The sequence below is a fragment of the Mycobacterium simiae genome (assembly GCF_008370645.1).
GTDB classification, from domain to species: Bacteria; Actinomycetota; Actinomycetes; order Mycobacteriales; family Mycobacteriaceae; genus Mycobacterium; species Mycobacterium simiae_A.
On sequence record NZ_VTZN01000147.1, the window covers coordinates 1 to 13,614 of the forward strand.

Below are 13,614 nucleotides of genomic sequence, written 5' to 3' on the forward strand. Positions count from 1 at the left end.
CAGCGCTGCCTGGGTAGCGTGGAATCGCAAGTGGTTGCGTGGCAACCGGATTGTCGCCCAGTGTCATGGTCGCGCTTTTGGCCGCCATGTCGCGGGCTGCAGCCGCGGCGTCATCGGCACTTGGGAAGCGCAACACGAAATTGGCCAGGCCTTGGTAGCGTCCGGTGGCGTTGTGTCGCGCACTGGTGAACCCGATGACGAAGTGGTGCCCTACCGTACCGTCCCCGACCGGTTTGCCCAGCAGTTGATTTAGCGCATCAGAGCTCTTGACCACGATGGTGTTGAGCTGTTCGGCTTCGGTGAGTGTTGCGTCTGCTTGCCAGGGACCCACGACATTGCTAGCGAGGCGATGGGCTTCCAGCGTGGCGCCTTCGCTGGCGCTGCCGGCAACACCGAGCCCAGCGCGTGGGGTGGTCGGGTAGTTGCCGGTGTCAAGCAGCGCGACATCGACGCCGTCGCCGCCGCCGCTGGCGGGGGCTTTGACCGCGGTACCAGTAATCGTCGTCGAGCAGCCGCCAACCATCAGCGCAGCCCCAACAGCGGCGAACCAGACACGCACCGGTCTCCTCATGAGGTCAGCATCAGGTATTGGGAGGCGATCGCCTGGCGGGCATCAACGTCCTGATTGCTGCTGACCTTGAACGCATAACGATCGGCGGCGGCGATGCACATGAAGCGCGGGATGGCCTGGTCGCCTTTGGGACCCCGCGCAAAGCAATGCGCCGAGGGCAGCCCGTTGATTCCGCTTACTGCTTGGTAGTCGCCCCACGGTGTAAGGGTGAGCAACATGCTCTCAAGCGCTTTGGACGCCCCAGCGGGGTCCACCGCTTGAAGGACGGTCGTTCTGTCAGCCGACATGAGTTGCACACCTGCTTTGCTGAACATGGTCAGGCTGGCCGTCGGCGTGGCGCTGAAGTGCAACGCAGCGTGTGCCTCGTAGACGGCTGCCTGATTGACATCGGGCTTGGCCGACGGCACGGTACGGGCCAGCAAACCGGTGGGATCCATGGGCAGGGAGGCGAATTGGTCGGCCGGCGTGGCTTGGAAATGGTCGATCAGCGGCTGCTGCAGATCCAGCGTCTTGGTGATCAGGTCGACGACTACGCCGGGGTTGTCTTTGGAACCCGCGTACAGGTAGAACGCGTAATTCCCATGTGCGGTGAATGATTCAGCCTCAAAGCCCTGACGTACCACTGCCATGTTGGCCGCGGTGGAGGGGTAGCGGGGGATCGGCAGCACGGTGGCCGCGACGCCGTCGCGAGGCAGAGTCAGATTCTTGGCGGCCATCTCCGTGGCCGCTGCCGCTGCGTCGCCGGCGGTGGCGAAGCGCAGCACGGCGATATCCAAGACGGTCGAGGGCAACACCGATGAGCGCCCGCTGCTAAATCCCAAAAGAAAATGATGCGCGGCGGCGATGGGCGCCAAATCGGGGAAAAGCACCGTCAAGAAGGCGGCATCAGGCAACGCCGTTGTGTGGACCTGCTCGAGCAGGCCGTTGACCAATGATGGGTCCACTTCCCAAGGGCCGACCACGTTATTGGCCATCCGATGAGCTTCCACCACGCGCCCGGCGTCCGCGTTGGCTACCGTGCCTAGCGGCGGGCGGGGCCTGCGCGGGTAATTCCCCGGGTCCAGCAGCGCGACATCCGCGGCCGGCGGGCCGGGTCCGCCAGATTTGACGGCGCTGCCGGAAATTATGGTCGTGCAGCCGGCCGTCAGGGCTATTAGCACGGCGACAGACATAGCCGCCGACGTCCGTCGTGGCAGTTCCCTCGCCTTGCGAATCACGTGGTGGGCTTTAGTGACGACCGGGTTCACCGATCGTCCCGCCTACCGCGGGCCGCCAGGTCGTCGGGGGTGCTTTGCGTGGTGGCCGAGGCTGACTCGGCTACGGGGGTAGCACGGCGTTGCCTCACAGCCAAAAATGGTAGTTCACGCATCCGCACCGTCGTCGTTTAACGGCCGGTCAGCGAGTTCAGAGCGGCTGAGAGCGCCGCGACAGCGTCGGCGTCTAGCGGTGCTTCGGCTTCAGCAGCCATGACCACATCGACCGGCACACCGGCGGCGTTGGCCAGTTCGTCGGCGCTTAGTTCGGCACGATGGCGGGCCGCGAACACCCGCTGCCCCAGCGTGGCTCCGGGCGCGCGCGCCGCACGCAGCATCAGATCCTTATACGGCCTGCGGACAGCGCCCAGAACCCGGGCGACCGAGGGGTCTCCACTAGCGGCGCGCGCTGCCTGGGCCGCGGAGGCCTCGATTCTGCGTAGATTAGCCAGGATTCTGCCGGCGCGAGCACTGAATGCCGGATCGGAAACTTCCGGCAAGTCCTTGATCGCCTCAGTAAGGTTGTCCAACGCGACCTCTACCACGTCGGTCATCAGCGGTGCCTGCGAGATATTGGTCAGCGTCATCGTTCGCTCGTCATTCGGGGCGACTCGCTGATAGCGGATACCGGCGATGTGACCCCGCGGCCATTCAAGGACCTCTTCGAGTTTCGCCAGAGTGCTAGGTCGCGGCCAGACTCGCCCCTTTTCGAGCGCGATCAGCGAGCCGGCGCTCATGACGCCGTTGGCGGCCAGGTGACGTTGGGATAGGTCGAGTTCTTTGCGCCGGTTAGCTACTGCTTTCCCAGCGCGTGCGATGCCGGGGTCGGTGGTGTCGTTCACCATGGTGGACTCGGCGTCGTCGGCGTCGGTGTCTAGGTAGGGCTGCGCGGAAATGCCCTCGGTGAAGGCCACGGGAATCCCTTCCAGCGGGTGTCCCAAAAGGATCGTCGTGGTGCCGTTGATGGGGATCTGGGATTGTCGTGCGCCGTCGATGAAGATGCCGTTGCGGCTTTGGTCGACAGCAATCCATCCATTCGCGAGGTGGTCAAGGCGCACATGGTGGCGGGAGATGCGGTCGTCGTCAATACAGACTCGGGCGCTGACGTCGCGGCCGATGAGGATTGGCGCCTCATCTTCGTGCACGGTGTAGGTCCGATCACCTGCGCGGATAGCCAGTCGCCGGCCAAGGGGTGTCGAGGCGGGTGACGGCGATGTGCTCTCTGTGGTCTGCATTGTCACTCTCCGAACGTTTCCTCACCACTGCTACAGCGAAGATAGCACAGTGGCTCACGACCGACACGAAGGGACGTTGGATCAAAGATGAATCGTAAGTTTTTCTGGCCTTGTGGCGACGTGGCATCAGCATACATGCAGTTAGAGAGACATATTGTCGGACCTCTGACTGCAACGACAGGCTGTTCAGCGAGGGCCGGGCGCGGCTAAAGCTCAACATCACCAAGTGTGTAGTAGTTCAAACATGTAGCAAAGATGTTGCGTAATGGAACACTGGTGTGGTTTGATCCGACCTGTACGAGTCGCAAGCAGCTGCATCCCCGGAGGAGATCCAAGATGTCCCTTGACACCACGCCGACATTGCCCGGCCACCGTTGGAATGGGCACCCTCCTCGGGGGAATCCATGGGGTCCTGCTGCAAGCGCCGTGCCGCGGCCGTGGCCGGTCAGCCCACCACCGCCACCGCCGCTGACACCGAATCACTGGGCGCCAACCCCGCTCCCGGTCCAACCAGGCGCGGTCCCGGCACCGGGCTGGCCCCCACCGCCGGCGCCGCCGCGAGGCACCTCGGCTCGCAACTGGGTGCTGCTGGGCGCTGGGACGCTGGTCGTGGTGCTGCTCGCGCTGGTGGCGCTGGTCAGCGCCAGCGCCGGCGAGTCACACCAGCAGGCCGGCGCAGCCGCTCACGGTGCGCCTACATCCGCCGCACCATCGAGCCCGTCGTCCGCCCCGACGGCAACCTCACTGGCGCCGATCGTGCCCAACGAGGCTTTACCGGGCCTGCTGCTTGACCCCGGTGCCATCAACGCGGTCATGGGAACCCGCGATCTGGCGGTCAATCCGGACTTGACGACGACGAAGTTGTATATCGACACCACTGACCGGCCTCAATGCGGCGGAGTATGGGCCAACGCCAACAAGACCGTGTACGCCGGCAGTGGATGGGATGCCGTGCAGACCCAATACCTGAGCGAACCGACCAATCCGCAACACGAGATCTTTCAGTCGGTCGTCAGCTTTCCTACCGCGGCCAAAGCCGCCGACTTTGTCGCCAAGGAAGCCAAGAGCTGGCCGCTTTGCAACGGCAAAGCGATCACGACGACCACCCGCGACTACCCACCCCAAATCTGGTGGGTGTCCACCGTAAATCAGCACGACGGCATGCTCACGGCACTGTCCACCCGCGAAGGAGCCCGCGGATGGGGCTGCCAACACGCCCTGACCGCACGCAACAACGTGGTAATCGACGTGGAGGCATGCGGCGTGGACGTGATGCAACAGGGGGTTGCGATCGCCACCAAAGTTGCCGACCAAGTGCACTAACGCGGTCACCGCGCAAACCCCCTGCCCACACTCAGATTCATCGAAAGGATCGATATCGCATGGTTTTTCACCCGAGCGCACCGCTGACCATGCCGCCACATCCGCCCGCACGAGAAGGGGGCCAACCAATCGCAGCTCCCTGCCAGCCACACTTGTCCATGGATGATCCGTGGGCGCCGAACGCCGGCCGCCCCAGCGCCAACCCGACAGGCGACGCCAATGAGCTGACCGTGGTGTTGCCACGCCGAATCGGTGGATTCGTCGACCGCGTCAATCCGCCACCACCGCCGCTAGCCGGTGTGCCGAACTGGCCACCAGCGGGCTACTGGCCGGCGCCCCGCGGCAATCCCCATCGCAAGTGGGCGCTGATCGGAGGTGCGGCGGCCGCGGCTCTGACCATCGCCTTATGCGTAGGGGTGATCATCGCTGCCGCAGGCGGATCACAACCGCCCCCGGGCACTATGACCCACACCCCGTCGGCGCCTCCGCCGCCCACCAGCGCGACGAGGGTCACCCCCGCGCCCGGGCCAGTTGTGTCGATCGACCTACTGCCCCAGCTGCTACCAGATCCCGCGGTCATCAACACCATCGAAGGGGCCACCAACATCGCCGTACTGCTCGATCCGAAGGCGGGCAACGCCTTTAGTGACCTACCAACCGACCGGCCCGAATGCCAAGGAATAGAACATCCCGCACTCACGGCGACGCTGCAAGGCAGCGGCTGGATCGCCGCCCAGACGCAGATCCTGCGTGACCCTGGCAGCAACTGGAAACACCTAGTGACTAACGCCGTCATCGATTTCACCAGCGCCCAGGCCGCCAACGACTTCGCTGCCCGGCAAGCCCAGGCATGGGCCAAATGCAACGACAAACCTCTGACGAGCAGCGCACCCGGCCAAGAGCCGATCACCTGGTCGGTGGGAACCACCACCAACCGCAACGGCATGATCAGTGTCCTTCTCACCCAGGAAGGCGGCAGCGGCTGGGGCTGTCAGCGGGCCCTGACTGCGCGCAACAACATAGTCGTCGACACACGCAGCTGCGGTCTCAACCGCACTGACCAAGGCCTCGCCATCGCTTCGAAGATCGCCGAGCGCGTACCCACCAACTAACTCGCGGGCGGCCAGAGCAATCCGCACAAATGGAAGCACCCACAAGACATGAGTCCCAAGATCCGCACACCAATGACGCCAGGCTGGTCGACAACGTGGCGCTGCCAGCAGCTGTTGGCCAGTTCGCTGCACAGCCGAACCAACGGCGCTGCTTCGTGCCCTGGTGCACGTATGGGGACCTTCTCTTCCGATGTGGCCGCAGCGATGACCACCAGCCAAGTGCTGAACATGGTCCGCTCGCCAGACCATCGCGGCGGCATCGTCAACAATTCCGCCGGCTCCTGCATCCGCTTTTCGCTAACCGAACTTTCGGCTGACCGAGGGCCGATCGCGACGCCCTCTCAGGCCATGGTTTCGCAGCAAACCGCCCCGCCCGCAACCTCAAGCAGCGGTGCCAACAACCGAAATCGCCAGCGACGCAACGGAAAGGGGCTTTCCTCATGACCTCGATCAACGGCATCAACAAAGCCCAGAGACGGTGGCCCCGACGTTGTCGCACCACCACTCCCTGCGTCGGCAGCGCCGTCCATTGCGGCGCCCTGGTGTCGGCGGTGCTCATCGTGCTGCTGGCAGCGACCGGCTGCACAGACCTTGTCGCCGGTACGGTACGGCCCGCACCGGAATTGAAACCCCACCCGCTGACCGGCCAAACTGTCAAGCACGTACTATCAGCCGATACCGACCTGTCCACCATGTTCGGGCAGTCCTTCGAAGCCGATCAATTCGGTCCGCCCGAATTCGGCGGCCCCGAAATCCTGTTCCCAGGGTCGCTTCTGGGTGGTGAGCAACAGTGCGCCGGGGTCGCCCACATGCTCGTCCAAGACCTCTATAAGGGATCCAGCGTCCAACAAGTAGCCACGCACGGCTGGCGCAACACCAGCCCCTACAATCAAGACCCGGTGGTCATCGCCGTGGATGAAGGTGTGGTCGCATTACCGACAGCACCAGCCGCGGATGCTGTCTTCGCGAAATTCCTTGAACAGGGCCGGCACTGCGTTGGCGCGTCCGTGACATCGGCCACCGGGTTCTTCACCGATGAGATCAGCGACGTTCGTGCCATCGATTCAATTCTCGTTGCGACTGTTTGGCATCGACACGATGGCATGTCTATGTTCGGGGAGCGGGCCATTGGCGTTCGGGTGAACTGCCTTATCGAGGTCTCCGTAACCTTCTTTCGCAACCCCGAGCCCGAGACATCGGCCAGACACAGCAAACGCGTCATCGACGTCGCGCGCCTGATGATGGACAAGATCAGCGTGCTGAGCCGATGACAGCCGTGCACGCATCGAATCGGTCTCCGGGACAGCAGAACCCCCAGTTGCTGTTGCCGCACGGTCGCTCACCAAAATCCGCATCCAGAGAAAGTGTCTAGCACAATGTCCCAACCAGCCAAATGGACCACATCCGCCGAAGATGCCGACATGGCACACGTCCGCTCCTTTGCCTACAAGGTCAAGATCGCATGCGATGATCTGCACGGCGATCCATTCGACCAGGATGCCCGCCGGGCTCTGCTATCCCTGCTCGCCGAGGAGAGCCGGGCCGCCGACGCCGCTTACACGCGACTGCAGTAGAAAGCCCATGCGCCTACAGTGAATTCGTGCACGCGATGAAGGAAGTAGTCACTCGCACGACGGCACTACGTGGCAGATGCGTCGCAGAGGATGCAGCTGTGCGACTTGAGAAAGAAGCCCTTTAGGGTCGGCGGTAGCCGGTTTTGGCGAGTTCGTCGCGTTCGCCGGCGGTGAGGTATCGGGGTTTGGCGGCGTCAACGTGGAGCCAGCGGCCGATGTTGGCGCGGGAGTTGGTTGCGGGGTCGGTGATCCAGGCGTCACGGGTGATGGTGTGCACGCCGGTGGTGTTGATGTAGTGGGAGATGAGCGCGATCCATTCCTGCGGTGTGCGGCGCTGGGCTGAGCTGCGGATGGTCCAGGCGAATCCGGGGATGGTTTCGAATTGGATGGCTACCCGTGGGTGCATGCGACCGGCGCGGTAGGCGGCGCGGGCGGCGGCGAGTCGGTCGGCGAGAGGGAAGCCGTCGAAGATGGTCTGCGGGGCGACGCGGGTGTGGCCGTAGCGGGCGTGGAATGCGCGCAGTCGGGCGGCGGTGGTCAGGTGCGGGCTGGAGGTGCGGGCGAGGGTTTTCAGGAAGAAGGCTGCACCCGTTGTGGTGAGGGTGGTGAGGTCGACTGTGACGGGGTTGTTTTGGGGTTCAGTTGGGGGGTCGTTGTTTTCGATGTAGTCGCGCCATTGTGCTAGCGAGTCGTGGAGGAGTTCGTCTTCTTCGGCGAGGGCGGTGAGGACTTGCCAGGCGGCAAGGTGGCTGGTTCGCGCTGCTTTGGTTTCGAGGTCGGTGAGGTCGTCAGCGTGGTCGAAGATCGGCAGGATGATGAGGGCTTTTTGGTGGCGTCGGTGTGGGTGGGGGCGGATGGCTCGGCCGACGATTTGGATGATGTCGGGTCCGGCGGTTCGGGGTGCGGCGAACATAACCGCGTCGAGTTCGGGCACGTCGATGCCTTCGGCGAAGACGCGGCAGTTGGAAACGACGGTGAGTGTGTCGCCGGGATTGGAGAGTTGGTTGAGGATGGTGTTGCGCTGGTCGGTGGGGGTGGAGCCGTCGAGGTGGTGTGCCTGTAGGGGGATGGCGCGTGCGGCGGCGGTTTCTTGAAGTTGTTGTGTCCACTGTTGTGAGTCGGTTATCCGGTTGTGGAATACCAGGATTGACCGCAGGTTATGGGTTTCGGCGGCGTTGATGAGGGCTTGGTGGGTGGCGGCGTGAGAGGCGCGGTGGCCGGTGGTTGTGGCGCTGAGGGCGAGCTGGTTCCAGGCTTGGCGGTGGTTGACTCCGATGACGGCGATTTCGTAGTCGGCGAGGTAGCCGGCGGTGATCGCGTCGCGGAATCCGATCGGGGTGATGTGGGGGCCGTAGTCGGCGAGGGAGTTCATCGAGACGATTTCGGCGGTGTCCAGGTTGGGGTCGCTGGTGTCGGTGGTGACGATGGTGCGCGGGGTTGCGGTCATGAACAGCAGGCGGCGGGTGGGGATGCCGTGCACTGGTGTGGCCCACATCTTGTCGGCGGTGCCGGCGGTGCGGTGGGCTTCGTCGCAAACGAGCAAATTGAAGGTGGTGTGGCTGCGTGTGACGGCGTCGGCCACGAGGGGGCTTGAGGCGTAGGTGGCGATGAGGACCAGTGGTGCGGTGCGGTTGGTGAGGTGCTCGGTGATGGCGTCGAGGTCGGTGGTCAGCCGCCCCCCAAGGAGTCGTGTAGCGGCGGCGATCGTCATGTCGTCGGCGTCGGTGGTTGCGGGGGTTGTGGCGCTGCAGACGCCGAGGAGTTCGGCCTTTGGGTGGGCGCCGGCGAGGGCGACCCAGGTTTGGTGCAGCAACGCGATGGTTGGAACGAAAAACGCGGTGGCGCAGCGCGGCTGCGTAGGGATCAGATCGGCGGCGACGACGGTCTTGCCGGTCCCGCATGGCAGGACCAGCGTGGCGCGGCTGTGGCCGTAGGAGTAGATCTCGGCGATCCGGTCGCGGCCGGCGATTTGGTAGTCGCGCAAGTCCATTCTGGGGCGGCTCTCGGGGGAAGTCACGGAAATTGTTTGTCGATCCGGCTGCGAGCCTACAGCAGACGTTGACCAGGATCACTTAGTCTGCGCTTGAACGATATCCAATGTTGAGGACAGGGGCAGGGTGAGGTTTTCGCTGGTCGGTGAGCCGTGGATTCCGGTGCTGACTGAAACGGGGATGGACACCCGCGGACTGGCCGGCTTGTTTGCGCCTGATGTGATCGCGGTCGCGTGCGGCGACGACCTCGAAGACACTGCGGTGACACGCTTGGCGCTGGCAATCCAGATTGCGGCCGTTCATGCCGATGTCGAACCGGCCGATTGGTTGGCCGACCACAGTGATCGCTTCGACTTGTTCGACCCGGCTCGGCCGTTTTGGCAAAACCCCGATATGGCGCGCTTCGCCAATACTCCCGGCACGCTGCGGCCGGTCATCTCTGCCTCCTACCGGTATGCCGGCGGTAAGTCGACAGCGGTCAACCCCTGGCACAACGAATCCGGCATTGCCTACAGTTACGCAGCGGCAGCACGGCTACTGGTAGTCCGTCAGCAGTTTTCCGTTGGCGGTCTGCAGCCGATCAGCGCCGCGGCCTACGGCAAGGCGCCGAGGTCGGCGCGGACGTCGGTGGCCACCAGCCGGCCGCTGTTGTGGCTGGACACCGGTCGCCTGGGCGCGTCGCTGGCGCTGACGGCGTCGCTGACCAGCGATCGGCCAGCTGGCACGTTCTGGTTCAGCTGGCCGGACGAGGCCACGCCCGCCGATACCGGCGCCCCGACCGGCGTCTTGGACGCTTTGACATGGCAGTCTCGGTCTATCTTGTTGCACGCCAACCACGTTGGCATCGCCGAGGGAATCATGATCTGCGACGGCGTGCGCTGGCCCGACTTGACTGCCGAGCAGGAACAGGCGCTGATCCCTCACACACTGTATGCCCGCAAGAAGCCCACCGACCCCTACACCGTTCAGAGGGTGCACCCCAGCCGGGTGATCTGGAGGCAGCTCGCGGCGATGTGCGCCGACCCGGAAAACCCGGCCGGCCCTTGGCAGGCCGTAGCCGCCCAGGCTCAGGCGCGGTGGCGGCTGGGTGGGCTGGGCTCGTACCAAGCCGGCATCTCCGGGCCGCTGCTCGGAGCGTTTCCAGCACCGCGAGATCCCGCATCGCTGAGCGTGTTCCTTGCGGAGGTGACCGCAGCCCATCAACGGATCGCGTCGGTGGTGGAGTCGCTAAGCCATGGGATCAGTGAGTTCGGCGGCTACGGACCAGCGATCCCGACACACACCGGGCTGGCCGTCGCGCTGGAACCGGTCGCCGAGCAACTCGCGACCGGGCACATCACGCTCGAGGAGGCCAGCGCCGCGCTGCGTGTGGCGGTCGACGACAGGATTAGCCGGGCCGGCGCCGCAATGGCCGCGGTACGGCCGCTGGTCGCTGGGCGGACCGCCGCCCGCCGCATTGATACCCGCCGGAAAGCCGAAAACTCCGTCAGCCCAGGATCTGCCAGTGTTAAGGGAGCTGTAGCCAATGGATGAGAAGTCGGTGCCGGACAGTCGCAGTGAGCGGTTCGTGCGCAGGTTGGCCCACGCCCACAAGTCCCGCTCAGCAGGACTAGCGGCAGCCCGCCGGTGGCGGCCGGGCGTGGTCGACCACCGCATCGCCGCGCTGGTGTGCCTGGACTCAGAGCCGGCCAGTGCAACCGAATACCCCTGGTGGGCGCAGACAGCGAAACTGTTTGCCATCTGGCACGGCGGCAGGGCCGACACCAGCTACGGCTACCCCGGCAACGGGATCGGCAAGTGGGCGCATCAACTCGGTGTCGGTGATCTGACCGCTGAGAGGCTGATCGCTCGGATCGCCCACGCCGACACACCAGTCACACTCGATACCGCGTTGAGCGCATTGGCGCGCCAGCGCACACCGCGACCGCCGCACTGGGCCACGGTGTTAGCTGAGCTGACTGCATGGGACGACCCCGCCCAACGCGACACCATCAGATACAAGTGGGCCCGCGACTTCTACAGCTTCCCCGCGCGTGCCGACCAAGCATCTCCCCAAACAGTTTCTGGCGCGAAATAGAAACCCCGTCACAAGTTTTCGGAAAGGACTTCCACAAATGAGCACTGTGTGCGTCGCCGCGCCCTTTGTGACACTGCATGCGCTGCAAGCGTTTCCGCCGTCGCTGCTCAATCGCGACGACAGCAACGCCACCAAACAGATCACCTTCGGGGGCTCTACGCGGGTGCGGGTGTCCTCGGCGGCGTCCAAGCGTGCGATCCGGGTCGGGATGCGCCAGCATCGCATCGACGGCGCCGAATACGGACTACGGACCAGCCGGTTTCCGTCGCTGACCGCAGCAGTTCTCACCGGGCAGTTCGGCCGGCCCGCAGATGTGGCCGCAGCCAAGACCGCGGCGCTGTTTCGCAAGCTCAACCTCAAAGCCACCGACGAAGGCGACACCGCGGTGATGGTGTTCGGCCGCGAAGCGCTTCCGCACATGCTGGCCACGCTGATCGACACCGGGTGGGATGAGATCGGTGACGATATCGCCCCGCAGACGATTGCTGCGGCGCTGGCTGCGCTGGACCCCGGGCCCGCCATCGACGTGGCCTTGTTCGGGCGGATGTTGGCCGAGATCCCCATCGGCGGCCGCGTCGATGGCGCTGCCGGGGTATCGCATTCGTTTTCGGTCGGTGTGGCCGCGATCGAACCGGACTTCTGGACCGCCGTTGACGACGCCGCCGGCGACGGCGAACCCGTCTCGGGCAACCTCGGCGACTCGATGGTGTCGGCGCCGATCCTCTACCGCAACGCCAGCCTCGATCGTCGGCAACTGCGCGCCAACTTGGCCGCTGCCGGTGATCCGGACACCGTCGAGCGCTTAGCCGGGCAGGCCGAGGCCTCGTTCGTCGAGTGGTTCATCCGGGCGGTGCCCACCGCCAAACAGCGCTCCAGTGTCGCCGCGACGCTGCCCGCGGTCGTCGTCGCCACGCTCGCGCCGCAGGTGTTATCGGCAGCCACCGCGTTCGCGACCCCAATAGCTGGCCCCGATGTTCTGGGCAGCGCAACGAACGCGCTGCTAGCCAGCCTGGACCGCTGCCACCATCTCATCGGGGCCGGTGAGGATATCGTGTTGGCCGGTGACCCGGCCGTCGACACCGTCTTAGCTGGCCGCGACGCGGTCACCAGCATCGCCGAATTCGTTGAGCAGGTCGCGGCCCGCTAATGAGTACCGTGCTGCTGCGACTCGAAGGTCCGATGCAGTCGTGGGGGCTTAGCCAGCGCGGCCCCAACAGTGCGCACCGCACCACCCAGTTACGGCCCACCAAAAGCGCAGTTATCGGTCTTGTCGCCAACGCGTTGGGCCGCGACTACCACGACCCGATCCACGACCTGGCCGCGCTACAGTTCGGCGTACGCATCGACCGGCCAGGCACCGTCGAAACCGACTACCACACAAGCGGATCTGGGTACTTCCCGCTCCTGCCGGGCGAGGTCTACACCCGCCCAGCGTGGGCACACAAAGCCGCTGCCTACGCTCCGGGACAACCGTTCGATGCACCCTACCTCGCGCCCAGCGACATCAACCGGGACCGCAACGGCGTGCTGAGCGCCAAACCCGGCCTGACCGTCATCACTCACGACTGGTACCTGGCCGACGCGAGCTTCTTGGCGGCGCTGGCCGGAGACCAGGATCTGGTGGACCAGATCGGTACCGCGCTGGCCAAACCAGCGCGGACCCTATTCCTCGGGCGGCGTGCCTACCTACCCAGCCAACCCATTCTGGCCGGGATAGTCAGCACCCCGCTAATCGATGCCCTCACCGATGCCCCAGCCGCCCCCGGGGCCGGCACGGCGCTGCACACCTGGATAGAACCCGATCCCCGACGCCCCGACAGTCACGGGGCCGTTGTCGCCCACGATCAGCCGATCAGCTACGCCGGACCCGGCCGTCGCGGTGCGCGCCTAGAACACCACACCATCATTGAGATCAACCCCGCCGCGGGCTTCTTCACACCAGACCCGCAACTCAACCCCGAGGTGACACCATGACGACCCTCACCCGAGACGCCGACGCGCCCCCTAACACCCTGGAAGTGCTGACGACGATCATCACCCTTGACGTCAACCATCCCGCCACACGCAGCATCTTGATCGACGCCCACCACGCACACCGGCTCACCATGAGCGGATACGCCCACCTGCTGGAGCGCTACGACTTTTTCACCGGCATCAAAAATGGCCACCCCGACCACCGCCGCGCCCTGAATATCCTCTACGCCACCCACGGACGCCCCGACGGTGCCCTACAGATCCGGCTGCAATCCGACGTGGCCCCACGACTAGCCAACCCCGAATGCGACTGGTGGCGCCACGCCATCCACCCCGACCACCCCCCGGTCACCAAGCCCTGGAAGATCCCCGCCAGCGGCGACATCGCCTACCAAATCCGCGCAAACCCGACCACCACCGTCCAAGGGCGGCGCCGCGCAATCACCCACCCCGACAAACAACTTCACTGGTGGGTTAGCCACGCAGCCAAAGCCGGACTCCGGC

Annotated in this window: 13 protein-coding genes; 9 read left to right on the top strand and 4 right to left on the bottom strand. The window is 64.9% G+C overall.

Annotated features, from left to right (window positions below):
- The 3 genes from F0Q45_RS19790 to F0Q45_RS19800 all read right to left on the bottom strand — a co-directional run.
- Positions 1 to 559: DUF7373 family lipoprotein (locus tag F0Q45_RS19790; protein ID WP_444875261.1), on the bottom strand; the 559-nt coding region annotated here is incomplete at its 3' end.
- Positions 560 to 567: 8 nt separating this feature from the next.
- Positions 568 to 1,743 (bottom strand): DUF7373 family lipoprotein, encoded by a 1,176-nt coding sequence (locus F0Q45_RS19795; RefSeq protein WP_262491072.1) that lies wholly within the window; start codon positions 1,741 to 1,743, stop codon positions 568 to 570.
- A 212-nt stretch (positions 1,744 to 1,955) separates the two neighbouring features.
- On the bottom strand, positions 1,956 to 3,059 hold the full coding sequence (locus F0Q45_RS19800; protein ID WP_149655559.1) for an FHA domain-containing protein: 1,104 nt from the start codon (positions 3,057 to 3,059) through the stop codon (positions 1,956 to 1,958).
- Between the two features lie 336 nt (positions 3,060 to 3,395).
- On the opposite strand from F0Q45_RS19800, the gene F0Q45_RS19805 reads away from it, so the two are divergent.
- The 4 genes from F0Q45_RS19805 (at position 3,396) to F0Q45_RS19820 (ending at position 7,068) form a co-directional block, all read left to right on the top strand.
- Positions 3,396 to 4,382: a sensor domain-containing protein gene (locus F0Q45_RS19805; RefSeq protein ID WP_262491073.1), complete on the top strand. Its 987-nt coding sequence runs from the start codon at positions 3,396 to 3,398 to the stop codon at positions 4,380 to 4,382.
- A 158-nt stretch (positions 4,383 to 4,540) separates the two neighbouring features.
- Entirely contained in the window at positions 4,541 to 5,494 is a 954-nt protein-coding gene (locus tag F0Q45_RS19810) for a sensor domain-containing protein (protein ID WP_188113042.1), read from the top strand.
- Positions 5,495 to 5,934: 440 nt separating this feature from the next.
- Entirely contained in the window at positions 5,935 to 6,765 is an 831-nt protein-coding gene (locus F0Q45_RS19815) for a sensor domain-containing protein (RefSeq protein WP_149655562.1), read from the top strand.
- Positions 6,766 to 6,870: 105 nt separating this feature from the next.
- Positions 6,871 to 7,068 (top strand): hypothetical protein, encoded by a 198-nt coding sequence (locus F0Q45_RS19820; protein WP_149655563.1) that lies wholly within the window; start codon positions 6,871 to 6,873, stop codon positions 7,066 to 7,068.
- A gap of 121 nt (positions 7,069 to 7,189) precedes the next feature.
- Here F0Q45_RS19820 and F0Q45_RS19825 read toward each other — a convergent pair whose 3' ends face one another.
- Entirely contained in the window at positions 7,190 to 9,085 is a 1,896-nt protein-coding gene (locus tag F0Q45_RS19825) for a DEAD/DEAH box helicase family protein (protein WP_149655564.1), read from the bottom strand.
- Between the two features lie 100 nt (positions 9,086 to 9,185).
- On the opposite strand from F0Q45_RS19825, the gene F0Q45_RS19830 reads away from it, so the two are divergent.
- From F0Q45_RS19830 to F0Q45_RS19850, 5 genes are all read left to right on the top strand, one after another.
- Entirely contained in the window at positions 9,186 to 10,592 is a 1,407-nt protein-coding gene (locus F0Q45_RS19830; RefSeq protein WP_149655565.1) for a type I-E CRISPR-associated protein Cse1/CasA, read from the top strand.
- The gene (locus F0Q45_RS19835) at positions 10,585 to 11,136 is read left to right on the top strand and encodes a type I-E CRISPR-associated protein Cse2/CasB (RefSeq protein ID WP_149655566.1); all 552 of its coding nucleotides are present in this window, start codon (positions 10,585 to 10,587) and stop codon (positions 11,134 to 11,136) included. Before F0Q45_RS19830 ends, F0Q45_RS19835 begins: the two co-directional genes overlap by 8 nt.
- Before the next feature lie 37 nt (positions 11,137 to 11,173).
- The gene (gene cas7e, locus F0Q45_RS19840; protein WP_149655567.1) at positions 11,174 to 12,283 is read left to right on the top strand and encodes a type I-E CRISPR-associated protein Cas7/Cse4/CasC; all 1,110 of its coding nucleotides are present in this window, start codon (positions 11,174 to 11,176) and stop codon (positions 12,281 to 12,283) included.
- Positions 12,283 to 13,110, top strand: a complete 828-nt coding sequence (locus F0Q45_RS19845) for a type I-E CRISPR-associated protein Cas5/CasD (protein WP_149655568.1) — start codon at positions 12,283 to 12,285, stop codon at positions 13,108 to 13,110. Before cas7e ends, F0Q45_RS19845 begins: the two co-directional genes overlap by 1 nt.
- The coding region (locus tag F0Q45_RS19850) for a type I-E CRISPR-associated protein Cas6/Cse3/CasE (RefSeq protein WP_149655569.1) at positions 13,107 to 13,614 on the top strand (508 nt) is incomplete at its 3' end. The genes F0Q45_RS19845 and F0Q45_RS19850, both read left to right, overlap by 4 nt.

Excerpts from the sequence above, each read along its gene's own strand:
- F0Q45_RS19795 (WP_262491072.1), bottom strand. The coding sequence starts at position 1,743 with ATGTCTGTCGCCGTGCTAATAGCCCTGACGGCCGGCTGCACGACCATA.
- F0Q45_RS19800 (WP_149655559.1), bottom strand. The coding sequence starts at position 3,059 with ATGCAGACCACAGAGAGCACATCGCCGTCACCCGCCTCGACACCCCTT.
- F0Q45_RS19805 (WP_262491073.1), top strand. The coding sequence starts at position 3,396 with ATGTCCCTTGACACCACGCCGACATTGCCCGGCCACCGTTGGAATGGG.
- F0Q45_RS19810 (WP_188113042.1), top strand. The coding sequence starts at position 4,541 with ATGGATGATCCGTGGGCGCCGAACGCCGGCCGCCCCAGCGCCAACCCG.
- F0Q45_RS19815 (WP_149655562.1), top strand. The coding sequence starts at position 5,935 with ATGACCTCGATCAACGGCATCAACAAAGCCCAGAGACGGTGGCCCCGA.
- F0Q45_RS19820 (WP_149655563.1), top strand. The coding sequence starts at position 6,871 with ATGTCCCAACCAGCCAAATGGACCACATCCGCCGAAGATGCCGACATG.
- F0Q45_RS19835 (WP_149655566.1), top strand. The coding sequence starts at position 10,585 with ATGGATGAGAAGTCGGTGCCGGACAGTCGCAGTGAGCGGTTCGTGCGC.
- cas7e (WP_149655567.1), top strand. The coding sequence starts at position 11,174 with ATGAGCACTGTGTGCGTCGCCGCGCCCTTTGTGACACTGCATGCGCTG.
- F0Q45_RS19845 (WP_149655568.1), top strand. The coding sequence starts at position 12,283 with ATGAGTACCGTGCTGCTGCGACTCGAAGGTCCGATGCAGTCGTGGGGG.